The 19,327-nt window shown below is 66.7% G+C and carries 18 protein-coding genes and 1 tRNA gene; 8 read left to right on the top strand and 11 right to left on the bottom strand.

Going from position 1 to position 19,327, the window contains the following annotated elements:
• The first annotated feature begins 84 nt into the window (after positions 1 to 84).
• Positions 85 to 168 (top strand) — tRNA-Tyr (locus tag R5H30_RS05475).
• Between the two features lie 128 nt (positions 169 to 296).
• Here R5H30_RS05475 and R5H30_RS05470 read toward each other — a convergent pair.
• The gene (locus R5H30_RS05470) at positions 297 to 1,877 is read right to left on the bottom strand and encodes an arylsulfatase (protein WP_318327064.1); all 1,581 of its coding nucleotides are present in this window, start codon (positions 1,875 to 1,877) and stop codon (positions 297 to 299) included.
• 100 nt (positions 1,878 to 1,977) lie between these two features.
• On the opposite strand from R5H30_RS05470, the gene R5H30_RS05465 reads away from it, so the two are divergent.
• The 3 genes from R5H30_RS05465 to R5H30_RS05455 all read left to right on the top strand — a co-directional run bounded on the left by R5H30_RS05465 (position 1,978) and on the right by R5H30_RS05455 (position 5,255).
• Positions 1,978 to 2,640, top strand: coding sequence for a Crp/Fnr family transcriptional regulator (locus tag R5H30_RS05465; RefSeq protein WP_318327063.1), 663 nt, complete (start codon positions 1,978 to 1,980; stop codon positions 2,638 to 2,640).
• A gap of 377 nt (positions 2,641 to 3,017) precedes the next feature.
• Positions 3,018 to 4,232: a lytic murein transglycosylase gene (locus R5H30_RS05460; RefSeq protein WP_318327721.1), complete on the top strand. Its 1,215-nt coding sequence runs from the start codon at positions 3,018 to 3,020 to the stop codon at positions 4,230 to 4,232.
• A gap of 171 nt (positions 4,233 to 4,403) precedes the next feature.
• Positions 4,404 to 5,255 (top strand): shikimate dehydrogenase family protein, encoded by an 852-nt coding sequence (locus tag R5H30_RS05455; protein ID WP_318327062.1) that lies wholly within the window; start codon positions 4,404 to 4,406, stop codon positions 5,253 to 5,255.
• A gap of 122 nt (positions 5,256 to 5,377) precedes the next feature.
• Here the strand turns inward: R5H30_RS05455 and R5H30_RS05450 are convergent, their stop codons facing one another.
• The gene (locus R5H30_RS05450) at positions 5,378 to 5,932 is read right to left on the bottom strand and encodes a thioredoxin family protein (RefSeq protein WP_318327061.1); all 555 of its coding nucleotides are present in this window, start codon (positions 5,930 to 5,932) and stop codon (positions 5,378 to 5,380) included.
• Between the two features lie 133 nt (positions 5,933 to 6,065).
• On the opposite strand from R5H30_RS05450, the gene R5H30_RS05445 reads away from it, so the two are divergent.
• On the top strand, positions 6,066 to 7,733 hold the full coding sequence (locus tag R5H30_RS05445) for an FAD/NAD(P)-binding protein (protein ID WP_318327060.1): 1,668 nt from the start codon (positions 6,066 to 6,068) through the stop codon (positions 7,731 to 7,733).
• A gap of 12 nt (positions 7,734 to 7,745) precedes the next feature.
• Here R5H30_RS05445 and R5H30_RS05440 read toward each other — a convergent pair whose 3' ends face one another.
• From R5H30_RS05440 to R5H30_RS05415, 6 genes are all read right to left on the bottom strand, one after another.
• Positions 7,746 to 8,840, bottom strand: coding sequence for a CaiB/BaiF CoA transferase family protein (locus R5H30_RS05440; RefSeq protein WP_318327059.1), 1,095 nt, complete (start codon positions 8,838 to 8,840; stop codon positions 7,746 to 7,748).
• Positions 8,840 to 10,003: an acyl-CoA dehydrogenase family protein gene (locus tag R5H30_RS05435; RefSeq protein ID WP_318327058.1), complete on the bottom strand. Its 1,164-nt coding sequence runs from the start codon at positions 10,001 to 10,003 to the stop codon at positions 8,840 to 8,842. The genes R5H30_RS05440 and R5H30_RS05435 overlap by 1 nt, the downstream gene beginning before the upstream one ends.
• A gap of 64 nt (positions 10,004 to 10,067) precedes the next feature.
• Positions 10,068 to 10,859, bottom strand: coding sequence for a COG3904 family protein (locus R5H30_RS05430; RefSeq protein ID WP_318327057.1), 792 nt, complete (start codon positions 10,857 to 10,859; stop codon positions 10,068 to 10,070).
• Positions 10,856 to 12,223 carry a hypothetical protein gene (locus tag R5H30_RS05425; RefSeq protein ID WP_318327056.1) on the bottom strand — a complete coding sequence of 456 codons (1,368 nt, stop codon included), beginning with the start codon at positions 12,221 to 12,223 and terminating at the stop codon, positions 10,856 to 10,858. The genes R5H30_RS05430 and R5H30_RS05425 overlap by 4 nt, the downstream gene beginning before the upstream one ends.
• A 216-nt stretch (positions 12,224 to 12,439) precedes the next feature.
• Positions 12,440 to 13,021, bottom strand: a complete 582-nt coding sequence (locus tag R5H30_RS05420) for a VOC family protein (RefSeq protein ID WP_318327720.1) — start codon at positions 13,019 to 13,021, stop codon at positions 12,440 to 12,442.
• A gap of 129 nt (positions 13,022 to 13,150) precedes the next feature.
• Positions 13,151 to 14,035, bottom strand: coding sequence for an MBL fold metallo-hydrolase (locus tag R5H30_RS05415; protein WP_318327055.1), 885 nt, complete (start codon positions 14,033 to 14,035; stop codon positions 13,151 to 13,153).
• A 250-nt stretch (positions 14,036 to 14,285) separates the two neighbouring features.
• Here R5H30_RS05415 and R5H30_RS05410 point away from each other — a divergent pair, with 250 nt between their 5' ends.
• The 3 genes from R5H30_RS05410 to R5H30_RS05400 all read left to right on the top strand — a co-directional run bounded on the left by R5H30_RS05410 (position 14,286) and on the right by R5H30_RS05400 (position 17,048).
• A complete protein-coding gene (locus R5H30_RS05410; RefSeq protein ID WP_318327053.1) occupies positions 14,286 to 15,026 on the top strand; it encodes an SDR family oxidoreductase in 741 nt (246 codons plus the stop codon).
• A 13-nt stretch (positions 15,027 to 15,039) separates the two neighbouring features.
• Positions 15,040 to 15,882: a fumarylacetoacetate hydrolase family protein gene (locus tag R5H30_RS05405; protein WP_318327052.1), complete on the top strand. Its 843-nt coding sequence runs from the start codon at positions 15,040 to 15,042 to the stop codon at positions 15,880 to 15,882.
• Positions 15,883 to 16,115: 233 nt separating this feature from the next.
• Positions 16,116 to 17,048, top strand: coding sequence for a calcium/sodium antiporter (locus tag R5H30_RS05400; RefSeq protein ID WP_318327050.1), 933 nt, complete (start codon positions 16,116 to 16,118; stop codon positions 17,046 to 17,048).
• A gap of 6 nt (positions 17,049 to 17,054) precedes the next feature.
• Here the strand turns inward: R5H30_RS05400 and R5H30_RS05395 are convergent, their stop codons facing one another.
• The 3 genes from R5H30_RS05395 to R5H30_RS05385 are packed head-to-tail and all read right to left on the bottom strand — an operon-like array spanning position 17,055 to position 19,314.
• Positions 17,055 to 18,140: a tetratricopeptide repeat protein gene (locus R5H30_RS05395; RefSeq protein WP_318327049.1), complete on the bottom strand. Its 1,086-nt coding sequence runs from the start codon at positions 18,138 to 18,140 to the stop codon at positions 17,055 to 17,057.
• The gene (locus tag R5H30_RS05390) at positions 18,137 to 18,838 is read right to left on the bottom strand and encodes a hypothetical protein (RefSeq protein ID WP_318327048.1); all 702 of its coding nucleotides are present in this window, start codon (positions 18,836 to 18,838) and stop codon (positions 18,137 to 18,139) included. The genes R5H30_RS05395 and R5H30_RS05390 overlap by 4 nt, the downstream gene beginning before the upstream one ends.
• Positions 18,817 to 19,314 carry a hypothetical protein gene (locus R5H30_RS05385; RefSeq protein WP_318327047.1) on the bottom strand — a complete coding sequence of 166 codons (498 nt, stop codon included), beginning with the start codon at positions 19,312 to 19,314 and terminating at the stop codon, positions 18,817 to 18,819. The genes R5H30_RS05390 and R5H30_RS05385 overlap by 22 nt, the downstream gene beginning before the upstream one ends.
• Positions 19,315 to 19,327: the final 13 nt, after the last annotated feature.

The following is a 19,327-nucleotide window of genomic DNA, read 5'->3' as shown; positions in this document are numbered from 1 at the left end:
GCCGAAACCCGCATGTTTTCGCCTTGACGCCCTGAGACCCCGCTTGTAATCACGCCTCCACGTTCAGCGCAATGCGCGAACGGTGGGCGACAGGCCGCAAGGTGTGGCAGGGGACTGTAACTCCCTCGCGGAGACGCACGCCTGGTTCGATTCCAGGGTCGCCCACCAGAATTTCCTCTTCCGATACGACATGACGTCTGCAGGCCGCGGCAAAGCACCCGGTGGCCGGGTGAGTTTGCCTGTGGGCAGGTGTCCGGCCGGGGATATGCCCCGGCCGGATCTGTCGGAAGACCGCTCTACTGCCGCGGCTTGTTGATGAACTCCTCGACCACGTTGGACATGTCGAAGGACGACCCGCCCTGGACCGGCGGGTAATCGGCCAAGGACTGCAGGTGCTCGGCCATCAGCACGCCCATCGGCTGGATCAGCCAGGATACCTTCTGCATCAGGTGGCCGTAGGAATCAGACGAGTCGTAGCTCTCGTAGGGATCGGAGCGGATGTTGAAGACCAGCGGCACAGTACGCGGAATGACATTCGCGTAGTAGTCTTCCTTGGTGGAGAAGTGGAACTTCCACGGGCCCATCCGGACGGCTGTCAGCACGCTTTCGTAGTAGTGAAAGATGTGCGTCCGCGCTGACCGCTCGGCGTCGCCGGTCCAGTAGGGAAGGTTGTTCACCCCGTCGATGTACTGGTCCATCTCCTCGCGCACCAGCGTCACCGGATCCTCGATCCCGGCTGCCGCCGCCAGCGTGGTGAACATGTCCTGATGCGCCTGCATGCCGTTTAGTGTTGCACCTTCAAGGATGTTACCCGGCCAGCGAATAATGGAAGGTACGCGGATCCCGCCTTCGTAGGTGGTCATCTTCTCGCCGCGGAACGGGGTCGTGCCGCCATGCGGCCACGAGGAATGTTCCGGCCCGTTGTCGGTCGAGTACCAGACGATCGTGTTCTCGCTCAGACCGCGCTCGTCGAGCCAGTCGAGGACGCGACCGATGTCGTTATCATGTTCGATGAGGCCAGAGCCGTAGAAGTCGTCCTCGAAGGTGAACTCTTCGGCAAGATAGCGGCTTTCGTCGCGCAGGCGGGTGTAAAGGTGCATTCGGCTGGTGTTCATCCAGACGAAGAACGGCTCGCCCGCGTCCTGCGAGGCGGCCATGAAGTCGAGCGCCTTCGGGATCATCTCCTCGCTGTCGAAGGTGTGCATCCGCTCTTGCGTGAGCGGTCCGGTATCCTCGATGGTCTGGTTGCCCACCACGCCGAACCGCTCGCTTTCGGTTTCATCGAACGTCTCGGTCGCGAAGCTGTGCAGCACGCCCCGGGTGCCGAACTGCTCTTCATAGGCTTCAAGCGATCCGGCGTATTCCTCGGCGAACCGCTGGTAGTCACGCTGTTCGGATTCCTCTTGCGTGTTGAGGTGATAGAGGTTGCCGAAAAACTCGTCGAACCCGTGGTTGGTCGGCAGGTGCTCGTTGCGGTCGCCGAGATGGTTCTTGCCGAACTGTCCGGTCCTGTAGCCTTCGGCCTTGAGCACTTCCGCAAGCGTCGGCGATTCGACCTGCAGGCCGAGAGGCGAACCGGGTTGCCCGACCGTCGTCATGCCCGAGCGGATCGGGTACTGGCCGGTTATGAAGGCGGCGCGTCCGGCGGTACAGCTTGGCTGCGCGTAGTGGTCGGTGAAGAGGATGCCCTCTTCCGCGATGCGGTCGATGTTGGGCGTGGAATACCCCATGACCGCGTGGTTGTAGGACGATAGGTTCGCCCATCCGACGTCGTCCCCCCAGATCACGAGGATGTTCGGCCGCTCGGCCACCTGCGCTTGGACAAGTCCGGCGCTCAAGGCGAGACTTGTCGCAGCCGCGAAACACAACAATCTCATATGGTCATCTCCCAGTTGGACAATGCAGGTTACAACCGTCACGGTAGCACCCCCGTCGACAACGATTGTTCCCATCCGGACAAAGCCGTAGATTTAATTCGTGTCACGGACTTTGCTCAGGACGAATGGCTGGCTTGCGCATCAGCCGGTCGCCGTTCAGGACGCGGTCCTCGGCCTGGGTCGGGAGCAGTCCTTCGACGTTGGTGAAATGGTGTTCTCGGTCGGGGATCCGCCGGGGGGCTGCTATGCGGTTCTGAAAGGCCAAATCGCGGTTTCCATCTCCGAAAGCCCCGCAGGCCCGAAGATCGCGCATCTTGCTCAGCCCGGTCTCTGGTACGGCGAAGGCGCGTTTCTCAGCCGGTCGGCGCGGATCATAGGGCTTCAGGCGGTCGTCCCGAGCGTGCTCTTCCATCTGCCGCTGGTTGCGATGGACAGGCTGGCCGCCGAGGATCCCGAGTGGATACGCCGGTTCAGCCAGATGTTGCTGATCAACACCAACCTAGCTTTGCGTGCGGTCGACGACCTTCTGATCGCCGACCCGTCGCGACGCGTGGCCGCGGTGTTGATCCGTTGCATCGGGGACGGTGCGCCAGTAGGCACCATCCGCCTGTCGCAAACCGAACTCGGCCAATTGTCCAACGTGTCCCGCAAACTGGTGAACCGCTGCCTCGGCGACTTCGAAAGGAAAGCCTGGCTGCAGCGCGGGTACAACAGGATCGAGGTGAACGACGCCCCGGCGCTTGCGCGGTACGCGCAGGAATAGCGATCGTTCCCTGTTGTCGGCCCCTTCGGCGAGGACGATCACAGCGGGGACGCGCCGGGATCGTGCTGCGCCGGACTGCAACCCGCTTCCCCGCGTCGGCGATCCGGTCCGCGATTGGACATTTCGGCGGCCTCGACGGACGCTGCGCCCTACCGTATCGCTTGATCCACTCCAAGTTGCGGTCGGAGCCCTTCGCAGTGGACGCTGCTTCGGACCGGGGGCATCATCGCGGCGAGGCCCGAAATCGGAACCGGAACCGGCACAACGAGGTCGTGATGACAATACCACAGGAAAAGGTCGCGCGCGCACGGTTGGCACGCACGGTCAGCCGACTGGCCAGCTTCGTCACACCGACGCGCCGCTTGGCCCTCGGGCTGATGCTCGGCGCGGGCCTGGCCACGGCCTGTCACGCCACGGACCGCGCGGCGGTCGAGGCCGACTTCCGGAGCTGGCTCGAAACCACGATCCGACCCGCGGCGCAGGCCGAAGGCATCTCGGAGGCGGTGTTCGATGCCGCATTCGAAGGGGTGACGCTCGACTGGGATCTGTCCGGACTGGTGCCCCCCGGCAGCGACCCCGATGCACCGCGCCGGCAAGGCCAGTCGGAGTTCCGCGCGCCGTCGGTCTACTTCAGGTCCGGCGTGGTGAACGCGGCGGTGCGCGGCGGGCGGGACATGGCCGGGCGGCATGCAGCCACGCTGGCGCGGGTCGAGGCCGAAACTGGCGTGCCGGGCCGCATCGTCCTCGCGGTCTGGGGCCGCGAAAGCGCCTATGGGCGCGCCGCGATTCCGCATGACGTCTTCCGCGTGCTCGGCACGCGCGGCTTCATGGGGTTGCGCCGCGACTTTTTCGCCGACGAACTGCTTGCCGCGCTGCGCATCGCCGAAGCCGGGCACGTTCCCAAGACGTCGATGAAAAGCAGCCAGGCCGGCGCGATGGGGCAGCCGCAGTTCATGCCGTCGAGTTTCCTGTCCTATGCCGCCGACGGCGACGGCGACGGGCGTTCGGACATCTGGCGCTCGGCCGAGGACACCATCGCCTCGATCGCGACCTATCTTGCCCGGCACGGCTGGGTGTCCGGCCGGGACTGGGGGTTCGAGGTGACGCTTCCTGCTGGCCTCTCCTGCGCGCTCGAAGGTCCCGACCAGGGTCGGGTGATCCGCGACTGGGAGGATCTGGGCATCCGGCGCGTCGGCGGCCGCCCCTTCCCGGCCCATGAACGCGATGAGACCGGGTCGCTGATGATGCCGGCGGGCCGCCACGGACCGGCATTCATCGTGACGCCGAATTTCTACGTACTCAAGGATTACAACACGAGCGACCTTTACGCGCTTTTCGTGGGCCATGTCGGGGACCGGATCGCCTTTGGCACCCCACCCTTCGCAACCAGCTGGTCGCCGGTCGACGATCTGCTGCGCTCGGAGATCGCGGCCATGCAGCGCGCCCTCGAGGCCGAAGGCCATGACGTCGGCGGGGCCGACGGGCTGCCTGGATTCCGCACGCGCCGCTCGATCGGGCGTTGGCAGGCCGAGACCGGGCGGGCCGAGACCTGCTTTCCGGACCGAGCGATCGTGCGCGCCCTCGCGCCGTGAGTATAGCATAGGGTCGCCGGCGCCTTGCCAAGACAACAACTTCACATTCGGCGCATTGCGACTGCTTGACGCCCGCGAGGGAGAGGCATTCAGTTCGCGGACAGGAAACACAGCTTCGAGGCGCCGTCGCACAATCCGGCGGCGCGCCAACCACGAAAGATCGACCGGACCATGAGCACCACACCCGACCTGCTGCTTGGGCTGATCGGCGACAACATCGCGCGGTCGCAGGCGCCGCTGCTGCACCGGCTTGCCGGACGTCAGAACGGGCTCGCGGTACGCTATGACCGGCTGGTGCCGCGCGACCTCGGGCAGAGCTTCGAGGAGGTCTTCGACGGCTGCGCTCCCGCAGGATACCGCGGCATCAACGTGACCTACCCCTACAAGGAACTGGCCTCTGCGCGCGTGCGGATCGACGACCCGCTGGTTCGGGTCATGGGGGCGGTGAACACGGTGATCTTCGATCCGGAGGGACCGCGCGGGCACAACACCGACTTTACCGGTTTCCAGGCCGCCTATGCCCGTGTGCGCGGAGACGCCGCGCCAGGCGCCGTACTCCTGATCGGCGCGGGTGGCGTCGGCAGGGCGATCGCCTTCGCTCTCGCGGGTCTGGGCGCGCGCGAGATCCGCCTGTGCGACCGCGAACCGGGCAAGGCCAAAGGCCTGGCCAAGAGCATCGCCGCGGCCGCACCCGACGCAGTCGTCAGCATTCACGAACATGCCGAAGCCGCCGCGGACGGCGTCGCGGGCGTGGTCAATTGCACCCCGGTCGGCATGTCCGGCTACGAGGGCACGCCGCTCGACGGCACAGCGCTAGCGGGGGCGGAATGGGCGTTCGACGCGGTCTACACGCCCCGCGACACACAATTCCTGCGCGATTCCGCGAGCCACGGGCTCGGCTTACTGTCCGGGTGGGAACTCTTCTTTCACCAGGGGGTGCACGCCTGGAGCCTGTTTTCCGGCCGGCCGGTCGACGAGACGGCCCTGCGCGACGCGCTCCTGAGGCCATCCGAGGATGCCTAAGTTCGTGCCGTGCGTGCAATATCGGGCGTTCCCCTATCAAAGAGCCCAGGTCTGCGCGCCTCAGCCCTGTTTCGATCCCGACCGCTGCCACACAGGCGCGTCATAGCCGAAGACCGTGACGCTCAAGCCTTCCACTTGATCGAGCAGCCCATGGAGGGCACCTGCTCTTTCGGGCCGCGCCCGGTGCGCGCGACCATAAGCATCGCGTCGAAAAGCTCGCGTGGCGCGCCATCAGGCGCCGCGTGGCGACCGGAAGCGTCGAGACGCCCACGGTACTGCAACCCGCCCTCGGCGTTGAAGCCGAAGAAATCCGGCGTGCAGGCGGCGCCGTAGGCGCGCGCGACGCTTTGGTCGGCGTCGTGCAGGTAGGGAAAGGAAAAGCGGTGCGCCTCGGCCAGCTTCGCCATGTTCTCGAAACTGTCCGCGGGGTAGGCCTCGGCATCGTTCGAGCAGATCGACGCGACGCCGATGCCTTCCGCCTGAAGCGCCTTCGCGTCGCGGATCAGCCGCTCGAGCACGGCCAGAACGTAGGGACAATGGTTGCAGATGAACATCACCAGAACGCCGTGCGGCCCGCGCAGGTCAGACAGGCGATAGGTGCGCCCGTCGGTCGCGAGCAGGGTGAAATCCGGCGCCGGCCAGTCGAAATCGCAGACCGGGGCGTGCTGTGCGGCCATGATCTTGCCTCCCGTTTCCCAGCGTCCGGCCAGTCTAGCGCCGACGCGCTCCCGACAAAAGCCGCCGCGCCGCCGCGCTTGACCGGTTGCGGGCGCAGGCTAAGACCGGAGGGACGGCACAAGGAGGACGACATTGGAACTGGAAAGACCGCGGCCCCGGCTTGCTGTCGTCGGCATGGGGCCACGCGGGCTTGGAGCGCTCGAATCGCTCGCCCGCCGCTATCCCGACGACCTGCCGGACATCGACGTCGACATCTTCGATCCGTGCGAGCGTCCGGGCGCGGGTCCGAACTTCGCACCTGACCAGAGCGACCTGTGCCTGTTGAACATTCCCGTGCGCGAGTTGTCTCTGCCCGATCCGGTCTTTGCCGAGACGCGCATCGCGGGATTTCGCGACTGCCTGCCGGAGGGTATCGGCGCCGAGGACTACCCCGCCCGCAGCGTGCTGGGCGACTATTTCGAGACCCGCTTCGAGAACCTCGACGACAACGCCCGGCGGCTGCGCCTGAAGCTGCGCCCGCAGCGCGTGGACCGGATCGAGACCACCGATGCGGGCTTCTGCCTGATCAGCGGCGAGACACGCCTCGGACCCTACGACGAGGTGCTGCTGACGCCGGGTCAGCCCGAAACCGCACCGGACGACCAGCTAGCGCGCTGGCAGAGCCATGCCGACACCCGCAAGCTCGATCTCGTGCCGGCCTATCCCGCGAATGCGCTGCTTCAGGCGGCGCGGGACTGGCGCGGGCGCGACGTGGCGATCCGCGGGCTCGGCCTGTCGACGCTCGACGTGCTGCGCCTGCTGACACTGGGCGCGGGTGGGCGCTTCGAGGCCGGGCGCTACGTCGCCTCGGGGCAGGAACCGGCCCGCATTCTGCCGTTTTCGCTGGACGGCAAACCGCCGTTTCCGAAGCCGGCCGACGCGCGGCAGGATGCGCGCTACGACCCGACGTCCGAAGAGACGGCGCGGTTCGAGGATCGGCTGGCACGGGCCGTGACCGCAGCGCCCGACACGGCGCTTTCAACCTTGGCCGAGGCGCTGGCCCCCGCGATCCGGCGCATCCTCCGTGACTGCGGTGTCGCGGTCGCAGCGGAAGATGTGGACCGCTGGCTCGACGCCGAAACCTCGGACCCCGGTTCGCAGGAGACCGGCGCGGCGACCGAGTTGCTGCGCGCCGGCATCGCGATGGCCGAAGGCGCATCCGCGCCGTCGGTGGGCTATGTCACGGGGCAGGTCTGGCGGAAGTGGCAGAACGAACTGCGACGCGGGTTCAACCCGAAAGAGATCGCGGCGGAAACCCGCGCCACGCTGGTCGGTTTCGACGAGGCGCTCAAGCGGTACTCCTACGGGCCCCCCGTCAGCGCGGCCCGCGAGATGCTCGCCCTGATTGACGCGGGCCGCGTCGTTCTCGCGGCTGCGGACGATCCCGATATCATCCCGGTCCGGGAGGGCTGGCAGATCGACGCGGACGGTGCGCGCTTCGTGGCGACGGCGATGGTCGACGCGGTTCTGCCCTCGCCCGAGCTGGCCCAAGTTTCTGGGTCGCTCTTCGTCGACCTGCGCGAGACCGGCCGGATCGGCGCGGTTTCGGACAAGTTGGGTGCTCTGACCCGGCCCGACGGCCGGATTGTCGATGCCGAAGGCAAGCCGCAGCCGGGCCTGTGCCTGCTGGGCCGTCTGGCGCTCGGCAGCATAATCGCCGCGGATTCCGTGCATGACTGTTTCGGCGCATCCACCGGCCGATGGGCCGAGGGGTGCGTCGCGCGTCTGTCCGAACGCTTCGGGACGAGTGGCGCCGCCTAGCCCGGCGCCGCGCTAACCGAGGGTGTCACCGATGCCCGGAACGGCGCCGTAGCGGCGCGTTTCGCCCGCGAAAACCGGCGCGGGCGCGGGGTAGGACACCGGGCCGTTCGGCGTGTCGACGGTGATCCGGCGCAAATGCGGATGATTGGCCAGACCGTCCATGTCGTTGACCGCCGCCACGGCGATGCCCTCGGCGAGCAGGACCGCCGTCGCCTCTTCCGCCGACCGCTCGGCAAAGGCTCGCGCGACGATCGCATCGGTCTCGGCCCGATTGCGGACCCGCGCGACGTTGGTGGCAAAGCGCGGATCGGTTCCCAGCGCCGGGTTCGCTATGAAAACCGAACACAGCCGCCGCCACTCGCGGTCGCTCTGGATCGAGATCAGCAGCGGCGGTCCCGCCTTCGTGTCGAACATGCCGTAGGGCGCGATGGAGGGATGCGCGAGACCGATGCGCTGAGGGGTGTTGCCGCCTTCGTGGTTCATGAGCGGCACGGTCAGCCAGTCGGCCATCACGTCGAACATCGAGATCGATATCCGCGCGCCCGCACCGGTGATCCCGCGCCGGATCAGGGCTTCGAGGATCGCGGCATAGGCGGTGGCGCCCGTCGCGATATCGACGATCGACACGCCGACGCGCGCCGGTTCGGACGGACCGCCGGTGATCGAACAGAGCCCGCTGTCGGCCTGGATCAGCAGATCGTAGGCCTTGCGGTCGGCCATCGGCCCGTCGGTGCCGTAGCCCGAGATCGAACAGGTGACGAGGCGCGGATTGGCACGGGCCAGCGCGTCGAGGTCGATCCCGAGGCGCTCAAGCGCGCCGGGCTTGAGGTTCTGGACCATGACGTCGGCCTCTTCCAGAAGCCCGACCAGCCTGTCCCGCCCGTCCGTCGTCGCGAGGTCCAGCACGACCGAGTCCTTGCCGCGGTTCAGCCAGACGAAATAGCTCGACTGTCCCGCGGCCACGTCGTCGTATCCGCGTGCGAAATCCCCTTCCGGCCGCTCGATCTTGAGAACGCGCGCCCCGGCGTCGGCCAGCCGCGAGGTGCAGAAGGGCGCCGCCACCGCCTGCTCGACCGCGACGACCGTGAGCCCTTCGAGCGGCAGCATCAGAACGACCTCGGCAGGCCGAGAACGTGTTCGGCGACGTAGGACAGGATCAGGTTGGTCGAGATCGGTGCGACCTGGTAGAGCCTGGTCTCGCGGAACTTGCGTTCGACATCGTATTCGCAGGCAAATCCGAAGCCGCCGTGGAACTGGATGCAGGCATTTGCGGCCTCCCAGCTGGCCTTGGCCGCGAGGTACTTGGCCATGTTCGCCTCGGCTCCGCAGGGCTCGCCGGCATCGTAGAGCGCACAGGCGCGATAGCGCATCAGGTTGGCCGCCTCGATCTCGATAAAGGCCTCGGCGATGGGGAACTGGACCCCCTGGTTCTGCCCGATGGGCCGTCCGAAGACCCGGCGTTCGCGCACGTAATCCGTCACCCGGTCGGTGAACCAATAGCCGTCCCCGATGCACTCGGCCGCAATCAGCGCACGTTCGGCGTTTAGACCGGTGAGAATGTAGCGAAATCCCCTGCCCTCTTCCCCGATCAGGTTCTCGGCCGGGATCTCGAGATCGTCGAAGAACAGCTCGTTGGTCTCGTGGTTGACCATGTTGAGGATCGGGCGCACCTCCATGCCCATCTTCATCGCTTCGGCGACATCCACGAGGAATATCGAAAGCCCGTCGGACTTCTTCGCCACCTCGGACAGCGGCGTGGTCCGGGCAAGCAGGATCATAAGGTCGGAATGCTGGACCCGGCTGATCCAGACCTTCTGGCCGTTGATCACGTAGCGGTCGCCCTTCCGGACGGCGGTGGTCTTGAGCTGCGTTGTGTCGGTACCGGTCGTCGGTTCGGTGACGCCCATCGACTGAAGGCGCAGCTCGCCGCTGGCGATCTTCGGCAGGTAGCGCTTCCGCTGCTCTTCCGAACCGTGCCGGACCAGCGTGTTCATGTTGTACATCTGGCCGTGGCAGGCGCCCGAGTTGCCGCCCGCGCGGTTGATCTCTTCCATGATGACGCTGGCCTCGGTCAGCCCCAGCCCCGAGCCGCCGTACTCTTCCGGGATCAGCGCCGCCATCCAGCCCGCGCGCGTCAGCGCGTCAACGAATTCCTCGGGATAGCCGCGGCGCGCGTCGACCGAACGGTGGTACTCAGCCGGGAAGTCGGCGCAGAGCGCACGCACCGCATCGCGAATGTCCCGATGATCGTCGCTGCCCGCGTCCCGCATGTTCCCGCCTCGCATTGTCCGGATCCAGAGAACCCGACACGGCCGGATTGTTCAATGCCGGGGATCAGTCGATCAGGCGCGTCGCAAGGCGGCTGTTGGTCAACTCGTCCTCGACGAGGATGTAAATTGCCTCGGGCGGCGTGTTGAGCGAGTAGCGCATAACCGCCGGATCAACATCCATCTCGATCAGGTAGTCCATCGTCAGCCCTTGACCGCGCTGGATGTCCTTGACCACCATGAAGACTGGCAGCAGCGGCTCGGCCTCGTAGTAATGCTGGTGCATGCCGACTGCCGCGTTGCGGGAGACGATGCGCTCGGTTCCTCCGGCCAGCACATAGGGACAGGAGGAAGCGCAGGTCGAGCCCGAGAGAACGCCGGTCGGGTAGCCGCGCTCGCGGATCAGCCGGCCAAGCCGGAGCGCTTCGGCCACGACGCCGCCGGGGCTGTCGAGCGCCACGAGATCCGGCGGCGTGCCGAGCGTGCCGAGATAGTCCTCGAGCCGCTCGGCGTCTCCCGGTGCGATCGCGCCCATGAGGCGCAGGGTGCGTCCCTGCCCCTCGACCTCGTGAATGCTGAAATCGAGGGTCGAGGGCATACTGTCGGGTTGTGGCAGTGCCGGGGTGCCCTCTCGGGTCAGGTAGGCCGGGTTCGTATCGTCCTCGCGAAAGCGGCGGCGCTGGTCGCCGGGGCTTACCGGACCGGTCGGCAGCGCCTCCGTGTCGAAGGAGGGAAACAGCATGCGGTCCGGCAGCTGCGACAGCACCAGCAGGCCGGCCAGCGCGATCTGGGCGAAGAGCACCAGCCGCACGCCCTTGCGGATCGCGCCACCATCGGCGCGGTCGGCCTCAGTACTCATGAGTGCGTTCCGGTCCGCAACCCGTTGCCCTGTCCGTTGCGCTCGGTGACCGGGTCGGCGGCGGTGTCACTGGCTGTGTCGGTGGCGCGATCGGCCGTAGCGTCGGTGGCGCGGCGCAGGATCGCGGCATCGGCCGACCCCATCGTCGCCTCGACATCGCGCATCGCCGCCATCGCCGCCTTGAGATCGGCAAGCGTCAGCGTATCCTCGATATTGAGCCCGTCGCGGCCCGACCGGATCGCCGCATGCGTGATTGCCAGCACGAAGACCAGCACCGCTGGCAGGAGGTCAATCGCGATGGCCCCGGCCCAGGACGGAACGAAATTCTCGGCGTAGCGGATCACCGCGTCGGCGCTGGAGATCGGGTTGTAGGCGGTCTCGGCCGGCGGCGGCATCTGGCGCACCTCTTCGGCCGCGGCCTTCAGCGTCTGGCTACGGTATTGCAGCGCCTCGACGATCGATTGGATCGTCGCGGTCTGGGCGCCCTGCACCGCGGCCGTGCGCCCGTCGAGTTCCGGCAGCACGATGGAGGCCGAGAGGTCATCTGCCGCCCGCGAGACCAGCGGCGCCACGGAATACTGGTTGAGCTGCGCGATCACGCCGGCAAGCTTGACGCTTTCCTCCGAGAAGACGACCGAACGCGCGTCGACCGGGCCGGTGCCGACGGTCAGCTCGCGCATCCGGGCCAGGATTCGATTGCCCTCGGCGTAAGCGCGGACGATGGGTTCCTGCTGGGTGGCAATCTGCTCTTCGAGATTGCGCAACTCCTCGGATTTCTGGGTCAGTACACGGAACACGCTGCCGCGCCCGGCAGCACCCGAGAGGTTGCCGGCCTGTTCCTGGTCGGCGAGATCCTGGAAGCTCTGGCGCGCGCGCTCGACCTCGCGCGACAAGGACTGCCCGCTCAGCGCGATATCATGGGCCTGTTCCAGCGAGGACTGGTAATCGCGGACGGTGTTCTCGAGATGCTGCTCGACCGCCGCCGAACCGGCAAGGGCCGCGGCGTTGAGCCAGCTCGACATCGCGATGATGGTCAGCGATCCGACGATCGTGGAGAGCGTCAGACCGATGAACCCCGAAGCAGTCCGCATCGACGGCAGCAGCCGCAGCATGTAGCTCCAGAAGACGAAGATGCCGACGGACACGGCGATGGAATAGGCCAGTGCCGCGAAGAAGGTGACCGCGCCATTGTCTTCGAGCAGCGAAGACACGCCGAGATAGGTGTAGATGCCCGAAGCCGTCGCGAGCACGCCCAGCGCTGCCGGTGTGAACGTGTCGAGCCATGCAAGGTGCCGCTCGAGTTCCTTGGCCGTGCGAAGCCCCTTGGCCTCGGCGGCCGTGATCCGCGTCTTCTGCTCTACCATGTCTCGCACCCCTTCCACCCCGCGCTCGTGTCGCGCCGGGTCGGACGGCAGAGCACCGACTAAAGATATGCGCTTGTGGACAATTTAAAAGAACTTGGCACGGGCATGCAGGCCGGCCCGTGATCCGGACGGTATCGCCGCCCGCTCAAATCCGCCCGCGCCCCTTATGGGACCTGCCTCGCGCATAAAATGAGAAATGCCCTGTGAGCCATTGATTCAATATGGATTTTTGGCCGACCTGTCCTCGGAAAGAGTCCCTTGGGTCCGATAAACCAGCCGCTCGATCGCGTCGGCGAGGTGCTCTTCCTGGATGTTGTAATCGCCGCGCTCCACCCGGATCCGGTGCGCCTCGATCATGACATCGGCGTGCCGACACCCCTCGGGCGGCTCGAAGCGGTAGCAGGCCAGTTCGATCAAGAGCCCCATCGGATCGGTGAAGTAGATCGAGTCCATGAACCCGCGATCCTTGGGACCCGAATGCTGTATGCCCCGCGCGTCGAGACGCCCGACCGCCTGCCGGAAGGTGGCCATGCTGACGTTGAACGCCAGGTGATGCACGCAGCCTGCATCGGTCGGGGTCCGGTCAGGGTTCGGTTTGCGATTCTCGTTGGTGAAGATCGTGATCAGCCGCCCGTCGCCGGGATCGAAGTAGAGATGCCCCTCGTCCGGATCGTCGAGGTTCGGCTGGTCGAAGATGAAGGGCATGCCCAGCACGCCTTCCCAGAAATCGATCGACGTCTGGCGGTCGGCCCCGACGAGCGTGATGTGATGCACCCCCTGCACCTGCAATTTGCGTATATCGCCCGCCATGGCGCGCCCTCCCCTTTTTTGCGTTTGCGGGAAGCATAAGCCGCGTGCTCCAAGGCTCAACCCGCGCCTTCGTGCGCCTTGGCACAAGACCTGTGCCGAAAGCGGATCGCTCGGTGGTCAAAGACCGTTGAGCGGCACCTTGAGCATCGGCTTGCCGTCCTTGTCGGTCGGCACCTCGCCGGCGCGCATGTTCACCTGCAGCGACGGGATGATGAGTTTTGGCATCGCCAGCGTTTTGTCACGTTCGGTGCGGAACTTGATGAACTCCTCGCGCGTCTTGCCGCCGCCGACGTGGATGTTGTGCGCCTTTTCCTCGGCCACGGTCGTCTCCCACTGGATGTCGCGCCCGTTCGGCCCGTAGTCGTGGCACATGAAAAGCCGCATCTTGTCGGGAAGGCTCAGAACCTTCTGGATACTGTCGTAGAGCACGCCGGCATCGCCGCCCGGGAAATCGGCCCGGGCCGAGCCGCCGTCGGGCATGAAGAGCGTGTCGCCGACAAAGGCCGCGTCGCCCATGACATGGGTCATGCAGGCGGGCGTGTGGCCGGGCGTGTAGATGACGAAGCACTGCATGTCGCCGACACTGTAGGTGTCGCCGTCGGTGAACAGCCTGTCGAACTGAGATCCGTCACGCTGGAACTCGGTACCCTCGTTGAAGATCTTCCCGAACGTCTCCTGGATCTCCATGATCTTCTCGCCGACCCCGATCTTTCCGCCCAGCCTCTGCTGGATGTAGGGCGCAGCCGATAAGTGATCGGCATGGACATGGGTTTCGATGATCCACTCGAGCTGCAACCCCTTGCCTTCTATTTCGGCGATCATGGCGTCGGCATGGTCATAGGTTATGCGCCCGGCGGCGTAGTCGATATCCATGACGCTGTCGATGATCGCACAGGAGGTCGAACCGGGATCGCGCACGACATAGCTGATCGTGTTGGTCTCGGGGTCAAAATAGGCGGTGATGTCGGGGTGGACACTCATGTCGATGGGATGGTCGGTCATTGTCGGGTCCTCGGGTGGGCCGGCGATTGGCCTTGGGCACAGGAGCCTCGCGGGGCTGTCTCAAACATATTCGAAACACTGAATTTATCAAGCGTCGATCGGCACCGATGCGATGCGCCTCGCTCCGGCGGCGCCACAAATGCGGCCGCGCTCCCTTGACTGTCCCGGGCGCAGCGGGAAAGTTCGCCGGGACGTCGCGCGGCCGGGCAAATGGACCCGCGTCGCGGACAGGACTGCGGGGGACAATTGAATGACGGGACGGCTTGCGGGCAAGACCGCGCTGGTGACGGCGGCGGGACAGGGGATCGGCCTGGCCTCGGCACGGGCGATGGCGCGTGAGGGCGCCCGCGTGATTGCCACGGACATCGACCGCGACACGCTCGAGGCGCTGGCGCCGGACGTGGCGGAGACCCGCTTGCTCGACGTGCGCGACAAGGCCGCCGTGACCGAGGCTGCGGATCAGATCGGCGGCGTCGACGTATTGTTCAACTGCGCGGGCTTCGTCGCCGGAGGCACGATCCTCGAGTGCGACGAAGAGCAATGGGCTTTCTCGCTCGATCTCAACATGACGGCGATGTACCGGATGTGCCGCGCCTTCCTGCCCGGGATGATCGCCGGCGGCGGCGGGTCGATCATCAACATGTCCTCGGTGGCCTCGTCGGTCATCGCTGCCCCGGGTCGCTTCGTTTACGGCACCTCGAAGGCGGGCGTCATCGGCCTGACCAAGTCGATCGCCGCCGATTTCATCCAGCAGGGCATCCGCGCCAACGCGATCTGCCCCGGCACGGTCGAAAGCCCGTCGCTGGAAGACCGGCTGAAAGCAACCGGCGACTACGAGGCAGCCCGGGCCGCCTTCGTGGCGCGCCAGCCGATCGGGCGCATCGGGCGACCCGAGGAAATCGCCGCGCTCGTCGTCTACCTTGCGTCGGACGAGAGCGCATACACCACCGGCGTCGCCCATGTCATCGACGGCGGCTGGGCCAACATATGAGGAAGCAGAAAGCATGAAACTACTCAGACACGGAGACCGCGGCGCCGAAAAACCCGGCATGATGGCCGAGGACGGCACGATCCGGGACCTGTCCGGCATCGTGGACGACATCGCGGGCGAGGTGCTGCTGGATGCCGGGCTCGAGAAGCTGCGCGGCATCGACCCGCAAAGCCTGCCGATGGTCGATCCGTCCAGCCGTCTCGGCGCTTGCGTGGGCGGGACCGGCAAGTTCATCTGCATCGGTCTCAACTACGCCGACCACGCCGCCGAAAGCGGCATGGACGTGCCGCCGGAACCGGTCATCTTCATGAAGGCAAGCTCGGCCATCTGCGGGCCGAACGATCCCATCGTGATCCCGCGCGGTTCGACCAAGACCGATTGGGAGGTCGAGCTGGCGGTGGTGATCGGCAAAACCGCCAAGTACGTCTCGGAAGACGAGGCGCTCGACCACGTGGCGGGGTATGCGTTGACCAACGATGTGTCCGAACGCGAGTTCCAGCTCGAACGCGCGGGCACCTGGACCAAGGGCAAGAGCTGCGACAACTTCGGCCAGATCGGCCCGTGGCTGGTCACGCGCGACGCCGTGGCTGACCCACAGAACCTCAAGATGTGGCTCAAGGTGAACGGCGAAACCAAGCAGGACGGATCAACCAACACGATGGTCTACGGGGTCCGGCACCTGGTGTCCTACCTGTCGCAGTTCATGTCGCTGCATCCCGGCGACGTGATCTCGACCGGGACCCCTCCGGGCGTGGGCCTCGGGTTCAAGCCGCCGCAGTTCCTCAAGGCCGGCGACGTCGTCGAACTCGGGATCGAGGGGCTCGGCGAACAGCGCCAGGACGTGATCGCCGACTGAGGCGGCACGACGTAAAAGATTCCCCGTCGCGCCACTTGCAAGGGCGCGGCGGGCGGGCCATTTGCCGCTTCGGGCGGATCCGGTCGCAGGCGATCCTGCGCACGCCCGAACGGAACCTTGCACGGTGACACGCCCGCGCGACTTCGCCCCCGCAACACTCGAAATCAGCTCCTGTTCAGGCCAGGAAAATCGGCGCACCGAGGGCTTTCGCGCCCCGATGCGACAGGCCTGACATGACCCTGACACTCATCGCCATCGCCGGCGGCCTCGGTCTGCTTGTTCTCGGCGGGCATCTGCTGGTGCAGGGTGCCGTCACCCTCGCCCTGCGGCTCAACGTCTCCCCGCTTGTCGTCGGCCTGACCGTCGTGGGCTTCGGCACGTCCACACCGGAGCTTGTGACGAGCCTGCAGGCGGCCTGGCGCGACCTGCCGGGCATAGCCGTCGGCAACGTCGTCGGCAGCAACATCTGCAACATCTTGCTGATCCTCGGGCTTGCCGCGCTTGTCTACCCTGTGACGGTCGATCGGCGGGCCTTCCGGCGCGACGGGGCCATGCTGCTGGCCGCGACCCTGCTTGGCGTCGCGGTCGTGCTCGGGGGCAGCCTGCAGCGCGGCTTCGGCCTGGTGTTGCTGGCCGGACTCGCAGCCTATCTGCTCATCGCCTATCGCGCCGAAGCGGTATCCCAAGAGCCCGAGGCCGTGGCCCCATCCCGAACACCGGCCTGGCGCGCGGTGGCCGAAGCCGCGGGCGGGATCGCGCTGACCATCGTAGGCGCGCACCTGCTTGTCGGTGCCGCCGTCATGCTGGCCGCTGACATGGGCGTGCCCGAAGCGGTGGTCGGCCTGACCGTCGTGGCGCTCGGCACTTCCCTGCCCGAGCTTGCGACCTCTGTCGTGGCCGCGCTCCGGCGACAGCCCGAGGTCGCCTTCGGCAATGTCGTGGGCAGCAACATCTTCAACGTACTCGGCATCCTCGGCGTCACGGCGCTGGTCACGCCGATCGCCGTGCCGCCTCAGATCGCCGCGACAGACGTCTGGGTCATGCTGGGCGCCACGCTGGCATTGATCCTGGTGGCCCTGCGCGGGACCCTGGGACGCGCCACCGGCGCAGTGCTTCTGACCGGTTACGCGGCCTATGTCGCATGGCTCGGGGTCGGGCTGTTCTGACGCCGCTCAGCGGTCCAGCAGCGTGCGCGCGGCGGCGAGCCAGGGATCGTCGGCGGAGAAGAGAAACGCCTTCTCTTCCAGCAAGGTGCGTGCCGCTCCGAGGTCGTCGCCGCGTGCGATGTGGCCCATGACCGCGTATTGCACCGCCCTGCGATCGAACGGGGCGAGGTCTCGGGCCCGCGCGAAATCCGCACCGCCGTCCCCGCCGTCGCGGAACCGCGCCATGCCGCGCAAAAGCAGCGCATCGAGTTTAAGCGGCGCCCGCGAGGCGGGGCTGTCGAGCACGGCGGAAAAGCTCTCGATCGCGCGCTCCCAGTCGCCGCGGTAGAGTTGCAGCAACCCACCGACCATCGCCGAGAATTCCGAGGCCCCCTCGCTGAGTTCGGGCAGGGTCACGTAGCCGGTGACACCGCCGCTGGTCAGGCGCGTCGGTGCCTCTGGCAGGCGCGGGTTGAATTCCAGGAAGCGCAGGGTCGTGCCGGTGCGCCCCAGCACCGGGCCACCGTCGATGCGCTGACGGATCGCCAGCCCGTCGATCCGCCGGAAGGTCTCGACGATGTCCGGTTCCAGCCGCACTGCGGACAGCGAAAACCGCCGGCGCGGCGGTCCGACGGACAGCCTGTGCCCCGACCGGGTCAGCGTCCAGGTCTCGAAGTTGGCATCGCGGAAATCGCAGGACTTGCCCCCGCCACAGTCGCCCGGTGCGGCGAAGGTCGGCAACGTCACGTTGAGATCGGCGATCACCTCGCCCGCGTAGGACCGCGTCTCACCCCAGATCACGATCTGTGCCAGAAGATCGCGCCGCCGCGCCTCCGCCTCGGCGCCCTCGTGGCTCTGCCGCGTCATCGGCTCGTCCGACCACGCCATGATCGCGAGGTTGAAATCGTCGCCGTCGGGATTCTCCGGCCACGGGGCCTGTCGCCCGGTCTGCGCAAGCTGCAGCGACAGGACGGTGGCGACGTTGCGGCCCAGGAATCCTTTGCTTTCGAGTTGCGGGAAATAGACCGTGATCGGGTCAGGATTCACCGTGCTGTCTGCCCAAAGCGGCGGCCCGAGCAGACAGGCCACGAGGCCACAGATCGCCCGTCTCATTGCGACGGGCATTCGCGGTTTGCCGTGTCAACGCCCTTCGCGACCAGCGCCGTCAGGGGCGCGCCGAGGCTAGGGTCCTCCTCGGCCACCGCCCGGGCCCTCAGATCGGCCTGCGTCAGGAGCATGTAGACGTCGGGCTTCCTTGTGCACCCCGGCAGCACTTCGAGCGCGAGCGCATAAAGCACGGCGACCGAATGGCTGTCGTTGGTCGTGTCATAGGTGGCATCGCTGAAACGCAGTTCGACATCGACGGTCTCGGTGCCGGAACCGCGACCGAGTTCGCCGAGGAAAAAACTGCTGCGGATCGCCAGTTCGGTGGGATCGAGGCGTTTGACCCGCCCGGTCAGCAGCGCCAGCGCGCCGGTCTGGCTCCAGTGCAGACGGCGGCTCTCGAGTGTCGGGATCAGCTCTACCGGGTCGGCGATTTCCGAACCGTCGGACCCCGGCTTCGGCACCGGTTCGAGCGCCAGCCGGGCGAGCTGCCCGGCGTCGATGTTCAGCCCCAGCGCTTCGAGCTCCGAGGCAAGGCGCGGAAGTTTCGCGACCATCATGTCGCGGAAGTCTTGAAAGGCGATCTCGGCATCGGCCGCAGTGGTGCTGCCATAGCGGAAAAGATGCACGCTGGTGCGGTCCTGGCCCCAGGCGCCGGAGCCGGCGATCAACGCAATGAGCAGGCTCAGGAGCGCGGACAGTCGCATGAGGTCGCCTCCGTCTCGTTGCGCTGGTCATGGGTCAGGTAGGTGATCTCGACCGCGACCGTGCAGCCCTCCTGCGCGAGCGCCTGAAAACTCGCCAGTCCATTCGGGTTGCGCGCCCGGTCGACGGAAAGGTCCAGGATCCGCGCCGCCCCGGCCTCGAACACCCGTTCCTCCGGCGGCGGCATGTCCAGCGCGCCCGGCGCGTCATCGCCCGCGATAAAGCGCGCCGCACGGACCAGGGCCGTTCGGTTGCCGGGATTGCTGGCGAAGACACTGACGCCGTCCGCGCGGCACTCCAGCGCGGTTGCGGCGAGGCTCGAGCGCGGAAACTCGAGGCGTTCGGCGAGAAAGGCGTAGATCAGCGTCAGCAGCGGCAACAGCGCGAGGATCCCCTTGAGGTCGAAGCCTGCGACGATGCGCGCGGGCCATGTCTGGTAGTCCCCGCATTCGGTGCATTTGTGTGCGCCCGCGGGCATCTCGTGCCGACAG

Source organism: Roseobacter sp. FCG-D35 (assembly GCF_033436665.1).
Taxonomy (GTDB): domain Bacteria; phylum Pseudomonadota; class Alphaproteobacteria; order Rhodobacterales; family Rhodobacteraceae; genus JAWQFO01.
The sequence above is the reverse complement of the archived record's forward strand: the minus strand, read 5'-3'. Positions and strand labels throughout refer to the sequence as shown.

What these genes read in the sequence shown, in the direction of transcription:
- R5H30_RS05415 (WP_318327055.1), bottom strand. Translation starts at nt 14,035, where the DNA reads ATGACCGACCATCCCATCGACATGAGTGTCCACCCCGACATCACCGCC.
- R5H30_RS05470 (WP_318327064.1), bottom strand. Translation starts at nt 1,877, where the DNA reads ATGAGATTGTTGTGTTTCGCGGCTGCGACAAGTCTCGCCTTGAGCGCC.
- R5H30_RS05395 (WP_318327049.1), bottom strand. Translation starts at nt 18,140, where the DNA reads ATGAGACGGGCGATCTGTGGCCTCGTGGCCTGTCTGCTCGGGCCGCCG.
- R5H30_RS05425 (WP_318327056.1), bottom strand. Translation starts at nt 12,223, where the DNA reads ATGGTAGAGCAGAAGACGCGGATCACGGCCGCCGAGGCCAAGGGGCTT.
- R5H30_RS05405 (WP_318327052.1), top strand. Translation starts at nt 15,040, where the DNA reads ATGAAACTACTCAGACACGGAGACCGCGGCGCCGAAAAACCCGGCATG.
- R5H30_RS05385 (WP_318327047.1), bottom strand. Translation starts at nt 19,314, where the DNA reads ATGCCCGCGGGCGCACACAAATGCACCGAATGCGGGGACTACCAGACA.
- R5H30_RS05455 (WP_318327062.1), top strand. Translation starts at nt 4,404, where the DNA reads ATGAGCACCACACCCGACCTGCTGCTTGGGCTGATCGGCGACAACATC.
- R5H30_RS05450 (WP_318327061.1), bottom strand. Translation starts at nt 5,932, where the DNA reads ATGGCCGCACAGCACGCCCCGGTCTGCGATTTCGACTGGCCGGCGCCG.
- R5H30_RS05400 (WP_318327050.1), top strand. Translation starts at nt 16,116, where the DNA reads ATGACCCTGACACTCATCGCCATCGCCGGCGGCCTCGGTCTGCTTGTT.
- R5H30_RS05390 (WP_318327048.1), bottom strand. Translation starts at nt 18,838, where the DNA reads ATGCGACTGTCCGCGCTCCTGAGCCTGCTCATTGCGTTGATCGCCGGC.
- R5H30_RS05410 (WP_318327053.1), top strand. Translation starts at nt 14,286, where the DNA reads ATGACGGGACGGCTTGCGGGCAAGACCGCGCTGGTGACGGCGGCGGGA.
- R5H30_RS05435 (WP_318327058.1), bottom strand. Translation starts at nt 10,003, where the DNA reads ATGCGGGACGCGGGCAGCGACGATCATCGGGACATTCGCGATGCGGTG.
- R5H30_RS05460 (WP_318327721.1), top strand. Translation starts at nt 3,018, where the DNA reads ATGCTCGGCGCGGGCCTGGCCACGGCCTGTCACGCCACGGACCGCGCG.
- R5H30_RS05440 (WP_318327059.1), bottom strand. Translation starts at nt 8,840, where the DNA reads ATGCTGCCGCTCGAAGGGCTCACGGTCGTCGCGGTCGAGCAGGCGGTG.
- R5H30_RS05430 (WP_318327057.1), bottom strand. Translation starts at nt 10,859, where the DNA reads ATGAGTACTGAGGCCGACCGCGCCGATGGTGGCGCGATCCGCAAGGGC.